The sequence below is a fragment of the Paracoccus rhizosphaerae genome, assembly GCF_026162645.1.
Taxonomy (GTDB): domain Bacteria; phylum Pseudomonadota; class Alphaproteobacteria; order Rhodobacterales; family Rhodobacteraceae; genus Paracoccus; species Paracoccus rhizosphaerae.
Window position 1 is genome coordinate 1 of record NZ_JAOTBE010000072.1, and the last position, 16,341, is coordinate 16,341.

General features: G+C 62.4%; 13 protein-coding genes, 2 pseudogenes and 1 other annotated feature. Of the genes and pseudogenes, 10 read left to right on the forward strand and 5 right to left on the reverse strand.

The features are described 5' to 3' along the window. Window positions 1-495: 495 nt before the first annotated feature. Both OC184_RS17040 and uvsE read left to right on the forward strand, forming a co-directional pair. Complete coding sequence (locus OC184_RS17040; protein ID WP_265508360.1) at window positions 496-1,488, forward strand: single-stranded-DNA-specific exonuclease RecJ family protein; 993 nt, start codon at window positions 496-498, stop codon at window positions 1,486-1,488. Further along, window positions 1,485-2,585, forward strand: a complete 1,101-nt coding sequence (gene uvsE, locus OC184_RS17045; RefSeq protein ID WP_265508361.1) for a UV DNA damage repair endonuclease UvsE — start codon at window positions 1,485-1,487, stop codon at window positions 2,583-2,585. Before OC184_RS17040 ends, uvsE begins: the two co-directional genes overlap by 4 nt. A gap of 3 nt (window positions 2,586-2,588) precedes the next feature. Here uvsE and OC184_RS17050 read toward each other — a convergent pair whose 3' ends face one another. Continuing rightward, window positions 2,589-2,783 carry a hypothetical protein gene (locus OC184_RS17050; protein WP_265508362.1) on the reverse strand — a complete coding sequence of 65 codons (195 nt, stop codon included), beginning with the start codon at window positions 2,781-2,783 and terminating at the stop codon, window positions 2,589-2,591. A 104-nt stretch (window positions 2,784-2,887) separates the two neighbouring features. Between OC184_RS17050 and OC184_RS17055 the strand changes: the two are divergent. From OC184_RS17055 to OC184_RS17065, 3 genes and pseudogenes are all read left to right on the forward strand, one after another. Next, window positions 2,888-3,178: pseudogene (locus tag OC184_RS17055) on the forward strand (transposase); the annotation flags it as partial. Window positions 3,179-3,393: 215 nt separating this feature from the next. Beyond that, window positions 3,394-4,332 (forward strand): IS110 family RNA-guided transposase, encoded by a 939-nt coding sequence (locus OC184_RS17060; RefSeq protein ID WP_265508363.1) that lies wholly within the window; start codon window positions 3,394-3,396, stop codon window positions 4,330-4,332. Further along, window positions 4,324-4,439 (forward strand) — a sequence feature (AL1L pseudoknot). It overlaps the preceding gene by 9 nt. Then, a pseudogene (locus OC184_RS17065) lies at window positions 4,347-5,269 on the forward strand (IS3 family transposase); the annotation flags it as partial. It overlaps the preceding feature by 93 nt. A gap of 334 nt (window positions 5,270-5,603) precedes the next feature. Here the strand turns inward: OC184_RS17065 and radC are convergent. Continuing rightward, window positions 5,604-6,530, reverse strand: a complete 927-nt coding sequence (gene radC / locus OC184_RS17070; RefSeq protein WP_265508364.1) for a RadC family protein — start codon at window positions 6,528-6,530, stop codon at window positions 5,604-5,606. A gap of 255 nt (window positions 6,531-6,785) precedes the next feature. Further along, window positions 6,786-7,808 (reverse strand): peptidoglycan-binding domain-containing protein, encoded by a 1,023-nt coding sequence (locus OC184_RS17075; RefSeq protein WP_265508365.1) that lies wholly within the window; start codon window positions 7,806-7,808, stop codon window positions 6,786-6,788. Between the two features lie 279 nt (window positions 7,809-8,087). On the opposite strand from OC184_RS17075, the gene OC184_RS17080 reads away from it, so the two are divergent. After that, entirely contained in the window at window positions 8,088-8,663 is a 576-nt protein-coding gene (locus OC184_RS17080; RefSeq protein WP_265508366.1) for a thermonuclease family protein, read from the forward strand. A gap of 35 nt (window positions 8,664-8,698) precedes the next feature. Here the strand turns inward: OC184_RS17080 and OC184_RS17085 are convergent, their stop codons facing one another. Beyond that, entirely contained in the window at window positions 8,699-9,124 is a 426-nt protein-coding gene (locus OC184_RS17085) for a phosphohydrolase (protein ID WP_265508367.1), read from the reverse strand. A gap of 445 nt (window positions 9,125-9,569) precedes the next feature. Here OC184_RS17085 and OC184_RS17090 point away from each other — a divergent pair, with 445 nt between their 5' ends. Genes OC184_RS17090 through dhaL form a run of 4 tightly spaced genes read left to right on the forward strand, consistent with a single transcriptional unit; the run spans window position 9,570 to window position 14,851 of the window. Continuing rightward, the gene (locus OC184_RS17090; RefSeq protein ID WP_265508368.1) at window positions 9,570-10,514 is read left to right on the forward strand and encodes a substrate-binding domain-containing protein; all 945 of its coding nucleotides are present in this window, start codon (window positions 9,570-9,572) and stop codon (window positions 10,512-10,514) included. A gap of 53 nt (window positions 10,515-10,567) precedes the next feature. Next, window positions 10,568-12,094: a sugar ABC transporter ATP-binding protein gene (locus tag OC184_RS17095; RefSeq protein ID WP_265508369.1), complete on the forward strand. Its 1,527-nt coding sequence runs from the start codon at window positions 10,568-10,570 to the stop codon at window positions 12,092-12,094. Beyond that, on the forward strand, window positions 12,084-13,076 hold the full coding sequence (locus OC184_RS17100; protein ID WP_265508370.1) for an ABC transporter permease: 993 nt from the start codon (window positions 12,084-12,086) through the stop codon (window positions 13,074-13,076). The genes OC184_RS17095 and OC184_RS17100 overlap by 11 nt, the downstream gene beginning before the upstream one ends. A gap of 20 nt (window positions 13,077-13,096) precedes the next feature. Next, on the forward strand, window positions 13,097-14,851 hold the full coding sequence (gene dhaL / locus OC184_RS17105; protein ID WP_265508371.1) for a dihydroxyacetone kinase subunit DhaL: 1,755 nt from the start codon (window positions 13,097-13,099) through the stop codon (window positions 14,849-14,851). A 2-nt stretch (window positions 14,852-14,853) separates the two neighbouring features. Here the strand turns inward: dhaL and OC184_RS17110 are convergent, their stop codons facing one another. After that, entirely contained in the window at window positions 14,854-15,813 is a 960-nt protein-coding gene (locus tag OC184_RS17110) for a sugar-binding transcriptional regulator (protein WP_265508372.1), read from the reverse strand. Between the last annotated feature and the right edge of the window lie 528 nt (window positions 15,814-16,341).

Below are 16,341 nucleotides of genomic sequence, written 5' to 3' on the forward strand. Positions count from 1 at the left end.
CGTGCTCCTTCAGAATGCCGATGATCTGATCTTCAGTGAACCTGCTGCGCTTCATCTCTGGTCCTATCGGTTGGGCCAGAGTCTATCTCAAACTGGACTAGGCGGAGGGGGCAACGTCACGGCCAGCACATCGTGTTCGGCTTCGTCCATGATGTTCGCCAACTTCGGCACTGGTCTGCCTGCTGAGAGTCATCCCCGATGCGCACAAGTGTATGAGGGCTGCCGTCACGAAGGGTGCTTATGCCAGCCGGCAGCGCAACCGCGTCCAGTTCGAGCGGAACTCTCTGGTCCGTGCTGGCAAGAGCGGGCGTAGCGGCGTTCAGGTGCTTATCGCCCGCACAGAATGGCGCAAACAGGAAAATCCTCCTGAACGGCGGCAGACAAACCTTCACAGGGCGAACCTATCGGCTGCCAGTGCCGTTGTCCTCAATGATTGAACACCACCGCCGGAAAGCAGAAGATGTCGGTGCCGCCTTCCGCGTCGCGGTCCGGAGGATGGACAAAAGCCGCGCCATTCTGATCCTCGCCCATTTCGACGCGGATGGCCTGTCGGCGCTGGCCATTCTGTCGCGCGCGATGCAGCGCGACGGGCTGGACGTCATGACGCGGATCGTCGGCAAGGGCGAGAACCCCTGGTCGCCGGACCTGCGCAGCGAGCTGGGGCGTCTCCAGCCCGGCGGACTGGTCGTGACCGACCTGGGCGTCCGTGCAGGCAGCATCCTGCCCGGCGTTCGAACACTGCTGATTGACCACCATGTGCCAACAGGAACGCCGGGTGATGCGGCCGTGATATCAGGCAATGGCTGGGTGCCAGAGCCCACGTCGTCGCTGCTGGCCTACTGGTGCGCGAGAGCGCTTGGCCCGGCTGACGACCTGCTTTGGCTGGCAGCGGTTGGTCTGATCGGCGACATGGCCGATCCTGGCTTTCCGGAACTTGCCGAGGCGCAGGCGCGGTTCGGCAAGACGGCGCTGCGGGACGCCGCGGCGCTGATCAACGCGCCGCGGCGCACGCCTGCGGCAGATGCGACCCCGGCGCTGGCATTGCTGATGAAATGCAACGGAGCCAAGGAGCTTGTCAAAGGTGATCATCCTGAAACGGCCGTTCTTCGTGCCGCGAAGGCCGAGGTCTCGGCGGCGCTGGAGGCTGCCCGCCGGGCGCCGCCAAAGGTGCGGGGCGACGTGGCACTGATTCGCTTTTCATCCAGGTGCCAGGTGCATCCGCTGGTGGCGCAAAGCTGGCGCGGGCGGCTGAAGGACAAGATCGTGCTGGCCGTCAACACCGGCTACCGCCCCGGATGGATTCACTTCGCAGCGCGCACGGGCACGGACACCGACCTGATCGCATTTCTCGCGCGGCACCGCCCGCCCGGCGCCGGGCTTGAATATGGCAGCGGGCACGTCAAGGCGACGGGCGGCGCGCTGCGGCCTGCTGACTGGAACGACTTCGTCAACCGGATCGGTTTTCCCGAAGAAAAGGTAGAAGAATGAGCGAGCGACCCCTGCGGCTAGGTTTTCCCGTCAAGGTCATGGGCCGGCCAGGTTTCAAGAGCAACGACACACGGCGCTGGCAGCAAAACCCCCATCTGAAGACGTCGCTGGAGCATGTGGACACGATCCTTGACTACCTGGTCGAAACACGGATCGACATGTACCGGCTGTCTTCGGACCTCGCGCCCTACGCCACCCATCCCGACATGCCGCAGTTTCACGACATGGTGGCCGAAAGCGACGCCGAGCTTGCCGCGCTTGGCCGCAAGGCGAAGGGTCTGGACATCCGGCTGTCGTTCCACCCCTCGCAGTTCGTGCTGCTGAACAGCCCCGACCCTGAGCTGACAAAGAAGAGCATCTGGGACCTCAGCTCGCAGGCCGAGATGCTGGACCGGATGGAGCTGGGACCCGAGGCCGTGATGGTAACCCATGTCGGCGGCGTCTATGACGACCACGACGCCAGCCGTGCCCGCTGGCTGGAAGGCTACGCGCAATGCCCCGAACATGTCCGTCGCCGGCTGGTGCTGGAAAATGACGACCTGCGCTTTTCCGCCGCCGATGTCCTGTGGATCCACGAGCGTTGCGGCGTGCCTCTGATCTTCGATTATCAACATTTCTGGTGCCTCAACCCCGAACGGCTGGAGCTGCGGACGGTGCTGGAGCGGGTCATGGCGTCCTGGCCCGATGGCGTTCGGCCGAAGATCCACTTCTCGTCGCCGCGGACCGAGATGCGCGAGATCAAGCGCAAGGTCAGCGACAAGGAACGCGAGGCCGCGAAATCGGCGGCGCCCGCAAAAAGGGCGCTCACGAAGGACGTGATCAAGCCGACCTCGCGGCTGAAGACCGTGCTGCTGCCGCCGGTCTGGACCGGGCACGCGGACTATGTGAACCCATTCGAGTTCGCGACTTTCATGCGGACCGCTCAAGACTTGGAATTCGACGTGATGCTGGAAGCGAAGACGAAGGACCTTGCGCTGCAAAGGCTACGTTCTGACCTGCGCCGCTACGCCCCGGATGTCGCAGGGCAGTTCGCTGCGGTGGAGGATACTGGCACAGACGAGGACGTGCCGGCCGAGGCCGAAGCAGAGGTTGACTAAGGGTCAGCGGTCGGGATCCCGGGTGGAGACGAAATGCTCTAGGACCACTTCAGTCTTGGCCTTGAAGGCCACATCGTCGGTGGCATGTTCGGCCACCGCTAGTTTGAGCCCTCCTCCGTGCCGATAATGTTGGGCAAGAGCATCGTAAAGCTGCGCCGCAATGGGCACGCCCGAACGCGCTGCGACCCGCTCTGACATCTCCTTGGCTGCGTTCTTACGACAACGAGCAAAAGAAGTTCCTCGAGATTTTGAACCGCGCCGGGTTTGCCGGAGGCTCCAACTCCTGAGTAAGGTGGAGCATCATGAGCAAGACAACGAACAAGTTTTCCCCTGAAGTGCGCGAACGTGCGGTGCGGCTGGTCCTCGACAATGAGGGTCAGCATGGATCGCGGTGGCAGGCGGTCATGTCGATTTCGGCTAAGATTGGCCGCGCGCCGCAGACCCTGAACGATTGGGTCAAGAAGGCCGAAGTTGATAGCGGCAAGCGGGCGGGTATTCCGACCGAGATGGCCGACCGCATGAAGGCACTGGAACGCGAGAACCGCGAGCTGCGCCAGGCGAACGAGATCCTTCGCAAGGCGTCAGCGTATTTTGCGATGGCGGAGCTTGTCTTATGAGATTTGGGGCTCCTGAGGCAAAAGGGAGCCGCTGCCCAGCACTGCAAACTGCGGGCAGCGGCGGGGGTGGCGTCGTGCGGAGCTTGGTCTTGAAGGACCGCGGTCGAGTTTGACGAGCCCCGTCCTTTCTAACGACCTGAACGGATACGTGGGCTGCGGGCCCGAACGACAAGCATAGGTAGGAAGAAAAGATGGCCAAGGATACCATCGGCATTGACGTGTCAAAAGACCGTCTTGACGCATTCTGGCATTCTCGGACGGAGGCGTGCTGCTTGCCCAACACGCCTGAAGGTTTCGGGCAATTGTGCGACTGGCTGGGAAAGGAGGAAGACGTTCTCATCGTCTTCGAGGCGACCGGCGCCTATCACCGTGGGCTTGAGCGGCATCTGAGTCTGGCGGGGCTGCCCTTCATCAAGGTCAATCCAAAGCAGGCGCGGCGCTTTGCGCAGGCAATCGGGCGACTGGCAAAGACCGACAGCGTCGACGCCAGAATGCTGGCGCGCATGGGCGTTGTGCTTGACCTGACGCCTCAAGTCGCCGAGGGCGAAGATGTTCATGATCTCAGAGAGTTGCTGACTGCCCGCCGCGCTCTGGTCAAAGATCAGGTGACCGCGAAGACGCGGCTTGCTACTGCATTGAACCCGCTCGTGCGAGAACAGCTTGGTCGCCGCATTGAGGACATCGGTGCTGATATCCAGGCGCTTAATAAGGCCATCGCGCAGATCGCCAGGCAGCGAGGCACCCTTGAAGAACGCATCCGCCGTTTGATGACCATCCCGGGAATTGGTCGTCTGACCGCGACCACCATGCTGATCGACATGCCGGAGCTTGGCCGCCTCGAGGGCAAGAAGATCACCGCTCTCGCCGGACTTGCGCCCATGACGCAGCAATCTGGGAAATGGCAGGGCAAGGAGCGGATCACCGGGGGTCGGTCATCAATTCGGCGCGCGATTTACATGCCCGCACTTGTCGCCATCCGTTTCAACCGGGACCTCCACGACAAGTATCAGCAGCTGCTAAAGGCCGGCAAAGCGAAGAAAGTCGCCATTACCGCCATCATGCGGCGCATCATCATCCTTGCAAACACCTTGCTGCGCGAGAGGCGAGATTGGCTGCCTGACCGCCCTTGACCAAGACGGATACTCGACCGCCGGTCGAAGTGATGGTGGGTTTCATCGACGCGCACCGGGATGCGCACGGGGTCGAGCCGATCTGCAGCGCGCTGCCGATCGCCCCGTTCACCTGTTATGAACATCTGGCGAAGCGGGCCGATCCGGCGCGGCTCTCGGACCGCGCCCGCCTCGATGAAGCCCTGCACCCCGAGATCCACCGCGTTTTCGAAGAGAACTGGCGCGTCTACGGCGTGCGCAAGATCTGGCACCAGCTGCGCCGCGAAGGCTTCAATATTGCCCGTTGCACGGTGGCACGGCTGATGAAGGGCATGGTATTCTGGGTATTATCAGAGGCAAGCCGCATCGGACGACGATCTCGGACAACAAGGCACCGTGTCCGCTGGACAAGGTGAACCGCCAGTTTCGCGTTCCGGCACCGAACATGCTGTGGGTGTCGGATTTCACCTATGTCGCCACCTGGAAGGGGTTCGTCTATGTCGGCTTCTTCATCGATGCCTATGCCAGAAAGATCGTCGGCTGGCGCGTCAGCAATCAGGCGCATGCGGGGTTCGTTCTCGATGCCCTGGAACAGGCGGTGCATGATCGCCGTCCCGGAAAGGGCACGGGGCTGGCTCACCACAGCGACAGGGGCTCGCAATACCTATCTATTCGCTACACCGAGCGATTGGCGGAAGCCGGTATCGAACCCTCGGTGGGCAGCGTCGGCGACAGTTACGACAACGCCTTGGCCGAGACGATGAATGGCCTGTTCAAGGCTGAGGTCATCCACCGCCGTGGCCCATGGCGCAGCCTAGAAGCCGTGGAATACGCGACGCTCCGATGGGTGGACTGGTTCAACAACCGCCGTATCCTCGAACTCATCGGGAACATCCTGCCCGCTGAAGCCGAGGCCAACTTCTACGCCTCTCCGGAAACTGAACCCATGGCCGCGTAACTAATGTCGATCAGCCTCCGGCAAACCCGGCGCGGTTCACCGTTCGCTGTTCCCGATCCCCTCACTGACCATGCACTTCGTCGTGGCGGGCGCCGAAGTGCCGACGACGCTCAAGGCTCTGGAAGGGAAGAACATCCTTCTGGGCAAAGGCGCTTCGGCGCGACGGAGGGTGAGAAGTATCTCGAGCTCTTCGGTCTCATGGACAAGATGACTGTCGCCGATGCTGAGCTCTCGAATGCCTGGCTAAGCCTGATGTCACGCCGGCTTTCCTACCGCTCCAGTGTATGTACTAAAACGCGCACGACTTCACCCCGAGAGCTGTCTGTCAGACCCACTACATGAGGCCTGCCGTACGAAAAGAGACTTCGGCCTCCATACCGATCACAACGTGGTCGTGAACAGTGACGTCTATGGCCTCGCAGGCCATCATGACGCGGCCAGTCATCTTGATGTCGTCGCTGCTTGGTGTCGGATCACCTGAAGGGTGGTTGTGCACCATGATGATCGCGCTCGCGTTCAGCTCCAGCGCACGCTTGGCGACTTCGCGCGGATAGACCGGAACGTGCCCGACAGTACCGCTGCCAAGCGCTTCGTCCGCAATCATCGTGTTCTTGCGATCCAGGAACAGGACCCGAAACTGCTCCGTCTCACGATGGGCCATGCAGGTCCGGCAATAGGCGATCAATGCATCCCAGCTTGACAGAACCTCCCGCCTCAGCACCTTCGCTTGGGCCATGCGCTGAGCAAAGGCGTCTACCAGCCTCAGCTGCAAGTAGACCCATCGGTCGGCGCCGTCGACCTGCATGATCCGATGCTCGGACGCCGCGATGACACCGTTCAGATCCCCGAACGTCGCCAGGAGGCGTTTCGCCAGCGGCTTGACGTCGATCTTCCCGATCGCGTTGAACAAGAGAAGTTCGAGGAGTTCGTATTCGGGCATGGGAGCATGGCCACCTTCCAGGAACCGTGTGCGCAGCCGTTCGCGATGTCCCCAGTAGTGCGGGCGGGCGATGCCGTCATTGTCTCGCAGCAACCCACCGCCCGCTGCAACGTCCGCCTTCAGCCGATCGGTCATGCGGAAGGGCCGCGAGAAGGCAGGCTCCGTGAATGCGTCTGCAGGGGGGATACGCGCCTCCAGCTCAGCCAGTCCCCTCAGCGCCTCTTCGGAGAAGCTCTCCACCCTCTCCTCGGTCTGCTTCTGCGAGGGCGTACCTATGTTGCCGCCGATATCGACATCCTCTTCCAGATGCTTGTAGTCCATCTTCACTTACTTGCCTGCACGTGACCTTGAAGACGTCCTGAACAAGATGACTTCAATCTTTCTGTGAAGCTTGTGCGAAATTGATGAACAAATCCTTAACCACACAGCTGCGAGAGACATCCGAGACTCCGCGGCCCAATTGGGTTTGGGTGTACTAGACGCCGCGCCTGAAGGAGATACTTCACATACTCTGCTCGGGAAGACGCGACGATTAGAAAACGCACCGGCGCTTGCAGAACCGGAGAGTTGACCCCGCTAGATGCGAGTCTGCGCCTGCAGTGTTCTCACCTGCTCTGCCGTCAGGTAACTGGTCTCATCCAAACCATTGTCGCCCTGCCAGCGACTGATGGCATTGCGCGTCGTAGGTCCAAAAATGCCATCAGCCCGACCAGTCAGGTAACCCAGACTGATGAGTCGTTGCTGGATCTTCACGCGCTCTGTTTGGGTCAGCCCCAGCAGGTCTTCGTTAATTGCTGCGGCCTGGTTTTCTTCTGTCGCCGGATCGCGGGCTTCGGCATCCGCATGGAGCGAGCTTACCTGCGCCGCTGTCACGAAGCCGGTTGCGCGCTGTCCGGTGTTGCGCTGCCACGCCCTGATGGCCTGGCGGGTCCCAGCGCCGAACAGACCGTCTACTCCCTTGGGGTCATAGCCCAGTGTAGTAAGGTCGCGCTGTATCTGCACCCGCTGAGCCCGCGTCAGGCCGAGGTTCAGCTCGGCCTGTGCAGCGGACGTATCCGGGACATTCGCCACAGGGGCTGCGGGAGCAGGCGCGGCCTGGGTCCGGTTGAGCAGCACGCGCTGTTGCTGTGCGTTCAGATATCCGGTGTCCTCAAGGGCGTTGGCGTCCTGCCATGCTTGGATTGCGCGCCGCGTCCCCGCGCCAAAGACCCCGTCGATGCCGGCCTTGTAGTATCCACCAGCGGCAAGCCTTTGCTGGATGGCAACACGGTCGGCCTGCGTCAGACCAAGCTGTGCCTCGGCCTGAGCAGCCCGGTTTTCCGCCGCTCTGTCTGCCTCCAGCCTGGCCAGCCGATCGCGTGCGTCTTTCGCATTCGGTCCTTGCGGGTAGGTGTCCAGGTATTGCCGGTAGGCAGCGGAAGAGCCATTCGCGACAACCCCCTCCCAGAGTGCCCGCTCATGCGCGGCCTGCTGTTGCTCCAGAACGGTCCGTGCAATGGTGCCGACCACCTCTCCCAGGTCCGGGTCAGCGTGAGCCTGATGGCTGCTGACCGAAATCAGGGATGCGAGGACCAGAGAAAGATGAACGCGCTGAACCATACTCTCCTCCTGCTCGGGCGCGGCACGGGGAATTTGTAAGGCCGACCGCCATCCATGGAACAAAATCCGGTAAACAAGCCGTCGGTTCCGGCTGCCATGGAAACATGGTTAAGCCGGTACTCGACAATGCACGATGCTCGATGAGAACCGGGGCCTGCCGGTCTTCAGCTCCTGCACATCACGGGTGCCGCTGAGCAGCGTCTGGCGCGCCGCTGCAGACCATCCCATTTTGAGCGCCACGGTATTGCCGATGCTCTCTGCCTGATACACCCCGCTGCCATGACAAAGCGCCGCAAAACAAAGCGCCGTGCCGGCCCGAAGGTCTGGCTTGCGGCCATCGCCCTCGTTACCGCCCTGTTCCTGATCGGAGATGACAATCCACAGCTGCGCCAGGGGCTGGAAGAAATGCTTCAGGAAGTCGTCACTGGCGAGTCACCGGCCGACCAGCAAACGGGTAATGCCACTGTCATCGATGGCGATACCCTGGACGTGGCGGGAGTTCGTGTGCGGCTTTACGCCATCGACGCGCCTGAAGCGGGGCAGCTCTGCCGGCGCAGCGGTCAGAACTGGGCTTGCGGAGCTGATGCCGGGAAAGCTCTCGTCTCCGCCATCGCAGGGCGGCAGGTCACATGCGAGGAGCGCGACCAGGATCGCTATGGACGGATCGTCGGGATCTGCCGGGCAGGGCCGGAAAACCTGAACGCCTGGATGGTCGAGAACGGCTGGGCTGTCGCCTACCGACGATACGGCGGCCGCATCTATGATCCGGAGGAGGTCGTGGCCCGGGTGGCGGAACGCGGGATCTGGAGCAGCGAGTTCGTCATGCCTTGGGACTGGCGCAAGGGCGAGCGGTAAGGACGCCGAAAACGTGCCGGAGTGGCTCAGCCGTGTCATTCGGGCGACATGCCCAGCGCCCGGAGCGCCTGCAGGTACTTCTGCGATCGCTGCACATCGGCCTCTGTGGGATCCGCGATACGGGTCATGTCGAGGTTGTCACGCAGGTCTGCGATCTTGACAGCACGCGCGATGGGATTGCGCGCCGCGCGGTCTACGAAGTCGGCATAGCTCTCGCCTTCGCGCCGGGTCATGGCGTCGACCGCAGCAACCAGGTCTTCGGCCAGACCTTCCTGACGCAAGTCGTCGAGCGTCCAGTCGCTGTCTTCGACCACGTCGTGAAGCACGGCCACGATCCGCTGGGAACCGGTCGAGCAAGCGTTCATCACCCTGAGCGGGTGCAGTATGAACGGTTCACCAGCCTTGTCCCGCTGACCACGATGTGCACCGGCTGCGATCTCTATCACGCGTTCCAGATCCATCGCTACATCCTCCGATCACCTTGACTGCCGACTGCAAAGGAAAAGCGCCCCGCCAGTCGCGGCGGGGCCAGTTCCAACAGGGAGTCCGGATCAACAGCCGACCCGCCGCCATGTTCCCGGCTGGTTGCAAGGATTGACACCGCCACTCTGAGTGGCCGGTGCGAACTGCGAACCGGGTGCGAACCCCAGTGGTGATTCTGCAACTGGAGAGCGTACGCGACAACGCCCACCGCATGCGAAACTGGGTCGAAAGGACCCGACGCAGATCTAGCCGACTAACGACCTACTATCGTAGCCAGTGCGCGCAGATGAGCGGCGGAGCAACAACTGTTGTATGGCGTGTATTACATGTGTTACCCGTACCCGACGGCAAGCGCGTCTTTAATTGTCGTCGGGGAGAGGCAAGTTACCGAAGCTGGTACTTTCATGTCTGGGAGGACACCAAATGAACAAGTTTGCCATGTCGCTGGCTGGTCTGGCGATGGCCATGCCATTGGGGGCCGGTGCACAGGAAGCGCCCGGCACCGCAACTAAGGACAGCTACCGTTTTCTGATCGTACCGAAGGTGGTTCACCCTTGGTTCGACAAGGTCAACGAGGGCGCAGAGATGGCTGCTGCGGCGCTTGAAGCACAGACCGGCGCGGACATCGAGATCGTGTATTCTGCGCCGCAGGCCGCCGATGTCGTGCAGCAGGTCCAGATTGTCGAAAGCGCGATCTCGACTCGTCCCGACGGCATCGCAATCGACTTGCTGGACCCCTCTGGCAACCGTGCCTCCCTCGAAGCTGCACAGTCGCAGGACATCCCACTGGTGATCTTCGACTCCGTTCCGCCCGAAGGAATGGACATCCCCTACATAGGATCCGACTTCTGCGAGCAGGCCAAGATGGCATCGCGTCGACTGGTCGAGGTTCTTGGTGGAGAGGGCGAAGTCGCCATCATGATGGGAGTGCCAACGGCCCCGAACCACTCGATCCGCGCCGAGTGCCACCGCGAGGTTTTTGCCGAGCACGAGGGGATTACGGTCGTCGCGGAGGGCATCGACAACGACAGCATCGAGGTTGCCCAGCAGCAGGCAGCCGCGATCATGCAGGCAAACCCGAACCTCAAGGGCTGGGTCGCCTCTGATGCCGCAGGTCCGATTGGCATCGGCCAAGCCATCATCGAAGCCGGCAAGGAAGGCGAGGTCACCCTTGTCGGCTTGGACAACCTCCCCGAGATGCTGGACATGATCCGCTCGGGCGTGGCCGACAGCTCTTCCGCGTCGCAGCCGGAACTGCAGGGTTACTGGTCCGTGATGCTGCTCTGGGCGCAGGCGACGGGTGCTCCGGTGCCGGACTATCTGGACACCGGCAATGCCTTCCTGACGCAGGAAAACGTCGACGGCTAAGCGCTAGTGCGGCCGACCTATCGGTTGGCCGCTTTTCCATCTCAGGAGGAACCATGGCCTATCTCGAGGTAAGTGGTCTTGGCCGCGACTTTCCCGGCGTGACGGCATTGGATGGCGTTGACCTGAGCATCGAGCTTGGGCGCACGCATATCCTGGCAGGGGAAAACGGGGCAGGAAAATCGACGCTGGTCAAGATCCTTACCGGTTCGGACCGGGCCAGCCGTGGTTCGATCTTAATTGAGGGACAGGACCCTCTCGAGCACCCCGATATGTTCCGCAAGATCGCCTATGTTCCCCAGGAACTCTCGCTGTTCCCCGATGTGAGCGTTGCCGAGAACCTGTTCATGCCCTTCGACCGAACCGGACATGGCGGGCTGGTCAGCCGCAAACGGATGGAGGCCGAAGCGCAGACGTATCTCGACCGCTTCGGTATAGAAGCGCGTCCCTCGGACTTGGTTCGGCATATCTCTGTCCCCGATCAGCAGTTGCTGCAGATCGCTCGGGCTTCGACCAATCGAGACATGAAGGTACTGATCCTGGACGAGCCGACCTCTGCGCTGACTGCGCGAGAGGTGCAGCGTGTCTTTGACGTCATCCGCGGCTTTCTGGACCGCGATCACGCAATCGTCTTCATCTCGCACAAGATGGAGGAAGTGTTTGCGATCGGTGATGACTACACGGTTCTGCGGAACGGCGAAAAGGTCGATGCGGGCCTAGTGGCGGAGATTGACGAGACAGGTCTGATCCGCGCCATGTCGGGTCGTGAAATATCCATCGACGACCATTTTCGCCCTGATGCCGCGGTTGGCGAAACGCTGATGCAAGTTGACGGCCTTGGCGGCTCGATGTTCGACGATGTGAGCTTTGCACTGCGTCGCGGCGAGATCCTTGGCTTTGCTGGACTTGTAGGTGCCGGTCGATCCGAACTGATGCAAACGATCTTCGGCTTTCGCAAAGCGAGAACTGGCCGTATTCGGGTGGAAGGACGTGACTGGCGGCTTGGCGACACTACAAGCGCGGTGGCGGGCGGCATGCTGTACCTGTCCGAGGAACGCAAGCACCACGGCATCTTCCCGCTGCTGTCTCTGCGCGACAATATCGGCATTTCGGTCCTGACTCTGACGTCTGGCGCCATGGGCATAGACTTCGCAAAGGAACGCGGGCTAGTCCGGCGGGTGATCGACAACTACAGCATCCGCGCTTCCGGACCACAGCAGCGCATGTCTACACTTTCCGGCGGCAACCAGCAAAAGGCGATCATCGGTCGCGCCATGGCCACGACGCCTCGGATCCTGATCTTTGACGAGCCGACCAAAGGGATCGACATCCGCACCAAGGCCGAAATCTATCGGATCATGAAGACGCTTGCCGAAGAAGGCGTCGGCATCATCCTGATCTCATCCGAGATGACGGAGCTTCGCCGCTGCGCCAGCCGGATCATCACCATGCATGGCGGCAGGATCACCGGCGATTTCGACGCAGCCACGACGTCCACCGAAACACTGGTCGGCGCGATCTTTGCGACCGACAGCGCCTCGGACCAGGCGCGCACAGACGCGGAGAAACCCCATGTCCACTGACACTCACGCGGCAGCGAACCGCCCCTCTGCGCTGGCGACCCTGATCCGGAACCCGCTCGCCGGGGTGTTCGTAGCCCTGACGGCAATCTTCGCCGTCTCGGCCATCATCTCGCCCTATTTCATGACCGCATACAACCTGTCAGTGATCGCGCGAGGGGTGGCGTTTGTCGGCCTTGTCACCATCGCACAATCCTCTCTGATGATCCTGGGGGAACTGGACCTGTCCCTCGGCACCATCGGCGGGCTTTGTGGCGTCGTATCGGGAATGCTGATGGTGCAGGCGGGTCTGCCCTGGGGCGTGGCGCTCGTCCTTGCCCTGATGCTGGGCATGGCACTTGGCCTGCTGAACGGATTTCTGGTGACCGCCTTGGGATTGCACTCGTTGGTCCTGACCATCGGCACGGCCGGCATCTATGGCGGGGCGATCCTGGTCTTGACCAAGGGCGTCGCCATTACCGGCATACCCGAAGGCATTCAGTTCCTGGGCCGCGGCGACGTGCTGGGGATGCCGGTGCCGTTTCTGATCATGCTGCTGGTGCTGGCGGTGGCACTGTTCCTGACTACGCGCACGCCGATAGGCAGGTACATGTATGCGATCGGCAACAACGCTGCCGCCGCAAGGATGCTGGGCATCCGCGTCGACCGCATCCGGCTGCTGGTCTTTACCCTCGCAGGGGGTCTGGCTGCGTTGGCCGGGATGTTGATGGTGGCACGTCTTGGTACCGCCCAACCGTCGATCGGTCAGGCATGGGTGCTGGCGCCGATTGCCGCCTCGGTCATCGGCGGTGTGGCCACGACCGGAGGCGTGGGCTCTCCATTGGGAGCCATTTTCGGGGCCGGCATCATCGCCATCATTGAAAACATCATCGTCCTCTTCGGCGTCTCTCCCTACTGGCAAGGCGTCGTATCCGGCGCGATCGTCGTGCTGGCGATTTCCTTCGACGCACTGTCCCGCCGCTATCTGCGCCGCGATGGCGCCTGAGACCACGAAACGAGAACCCCATGACCAAGACCAAGAAACTGATCAACGCGCCTGAAGACATCATCCCGCAACTGATCCGAGGCATGGTCGCGGCGCATCCCGACATGCTGAAGGTCGAGGGGCAGACCGGTCGCGCCGTCGTTGCCGTCGACGGCCCGCGCGACGGAAAGGTCGGCGTGGTCATCGGTGGTGGTTCAGGGCACGAGCCCGCCTTTGCGGGCTATGTTGGTCGCGGCCTGGCCGATGCGGCGGCAGTGGGAAATATTTTCGCCTCGCCCTCGCCAGAACAGATTTTGGATGCCGCTCGTGCGGCCGATGGCGGGGCAGGGATCTGCTTTCTTTACGGCAACTACACCGGCGACGTGATGAATTTCACGATGGCCGCCGAGGAGCTTGAGGCGGCCGGCACCCGCGTCGCGCAGGTGCAGGTGGCGGACGATGTTGCCTCGGCACCCGCAGAGCGGCGGGGAGAACGGCGTGGCATCGCCGGAGATTTCTTTGTCTTCAAAATCGCCGGGGCGGCCGCTGACGTAGGCGAGCCGCTGGCCCGGGTGCAGGCACTGGCCGAAAAGGCCAATACCGCCACCCTGTCGATGGGCGTGGCACTTGGTGCCTGTTCACTGCCGCAGACCGGCAAACCAAACTTCGAGATTGGCGATGACGAGATGGAGATCGGCATGGGGCTGCATGGCGAGCCCGGCATCCGTCGCGAAAAGCTGGCCTCGGCCAATGCCGTCGCCGATGAACTGATGCAGATGATCCTGACGGAGATGGCCCCCGCGCAAGACGACCGGGTTGCCGTACTGGTAAACGGCCTCGGTTCGACTTCGCTGGTGGAACTGTACATCATCTTCGACCGGGTGAAGCAGGTTCTGGACGAACGGGCCATCCGGATCCACCGCTCGTGGGTCGGGGAATATGCGACCTCGCTGGAAATGGCCGGTGTATCCATTACGCTGATGCGCCTGGATGCAGAGCTGACGTCACTGCTGGATCATCCTTGCCGGACGCCAGCGCTGACGGTCGGCGCGGTCGCGGCGGGCAACACGGCAGGCGCCCGGTCGGTGCGGCATGCAGCGCCCGCAGTCGTCCGGGAGAACAAGTTGGCGGCGCAGCAAATGCTGATCACCGAGGGCTCGGTCTCCCCTGTGATCTTCCGCAGCATGATGCGACTTGCCGGCGAGCAGATCATTGCCGAGCGCGACTGGTTGTCGGAGTTGGACGGCGTCATCGGGGACGGCGACCATGGGGTCACGATGGAGATCGGATGGAAGGCGGTCATGGCGGCTCTGGGCGCGGCGCCGGAAACCGAGACCATCGAGGCCAGTTGCAAGCGGATGGCGAAGGCGTTCCTGGATGCGGTGGGGGCCTCATCGGGACCGCTCTACGCGACGGCATTTCTTCGTGCGGGCGCCGCTGTCAGCGATCGGCAGAACCTCGATGCCTACGCACTGGCGGCCTGGCTGGCGGCGGCCATGCAAGGCATTCGCGATCGCGGCCGGGCGGAGCCTGGTGACAAGACGATGGTGGATGCCTGGGCGCCTGCGGTCGAGGCTGCCACTGCCGCGGCCGGCGGCCATGACGAGCTTGCTGTCATGTCCGCTGCCCGAGACGGGGCCGAGACGGGGATGAAGGCGACGGCCGATCTTGAGTCCCGCCGGGGGCGCTCGGCCAAGCTGGGCGCGCGGTCGCGGGGCCACATCGATCCCGGTGCCGCCTCGACCTTCCTCATGCTGCGCGGCATGGCGGAGGCGCTGGCCCGGGCGCGGACCTGACGTTAGCGTGGCCCGGCCAGAAGTGCCCGGGCCACCGCCTCATTGGTGACTAAGCGGTTCACATAGCCGGCGCGCAGGATCGCCCGAATGATCTGCACCTTGTCGATCCCACCAGAGACAAGGATAGACATTGGCTTCAGCTTTAGCTTGTCGGGACTAAGGGCAATGATCGAGTCGTTCAGGAAGTGGTCGATGGGCCGGCCCTGCGCGTCCAGGAAGCATCCTAGCAGCTCCCCGACGGCGCCAAGCTTCTGCACATCCTCCAGGTGGTCCTTGACCACCCGGATCTGAGTCAGGGTCGTATCATGGGCTAGCGAGCCGCAGGAGGTCATCCCAAGGTCGGCGATCTCGGTTCGGGCAAGGACATCTGTCAGCTCGTCGATCAGTAAGAGAGTCTCCCGCCCTTGAGGGGAGGCACAATAGAGCGGGGCGGTCAGATAGTGGCAGTCCACGCCCATCTTGCGCGCAAAGCTGGTCGCCACCTCAAAGGTGTTGGTGCCGGATGACCGTGTGACGCCGCCTGTGAGCCCGACCACCCAGCTGTCGACATGCGGCCGCGTCTGAAGTCCCCGAACTGCGAAGCTGAGCGTCCGGCCCGTCGCGATGCCGACCCCCAGGTCCCGCCCCTCGATCAGCGCTCCGGCCATTGCGCCTGCGGCCTCGCCGATGACGCGCTTCTGCTCCAGGTGATCCGGCACGTCGGGCACCACCAGCGCCTCGGTCAATTCATACTGGCCGGCAAGTGCTTCGCCCAGTTCAACACATTCGACCAGGGGCAGGGCAACCTCGATCTTGACCGCCCCGTCCTCGCGCACCTGCCCGATGATCTTGTTGACCCGGAGCCGGGTCATGTTCATGCGCGAGGCTATTTCCTGCTGGGTCAGGCCGCCGACGAAATAGTACCAGGCAACTCGTGCCCGTTCGTACTCGCCCCCGAGATTGTCCGTCGGGTTGTCCCTCACCGGCAGTGCCCTTTTCCATCACCGATGTTTGATAAGATCAATCAGCCGGCCAAACAATCTCCGTCCTCTACGAAAGTAAGCTTCCCATGGTGCGACATTGCGGCTTGATCCAAAGGCGGACCAAGGCCACAAGCATGCTTGCAAGTCAGGCAGCACCTCAGCCGGAACCAGCAATGATCGGCCCTGACGGTCGGTAAACTGCTATGGTGGCTGGTCGGCCCCCTCTCGTTGACAAGTCGCAAGTCGGGTAAAATCGCTTCGTGCTTGAAGTTCCGCTGCTTGCTTCGGATGCAGCACGTCTGATCCCGCCGGCTCCGAGCCAGACCGAGCCGCCTCTATGTCACCAGTAGGAACATTTATGGAGCTTTGGGCACTCATAACAATCGCAGCGGCAGCTGTTCAGACAGGCCGCTTCATGCTGCAAAAGCACCTGAAGGCCACTGGCCTCTCGACCGGCGGCGCGACATACGCGCGCTTCCTGTTTGCCGCGCCCATCGCTGCGATGGCGCTTGCAGTGCTTGTCATTGT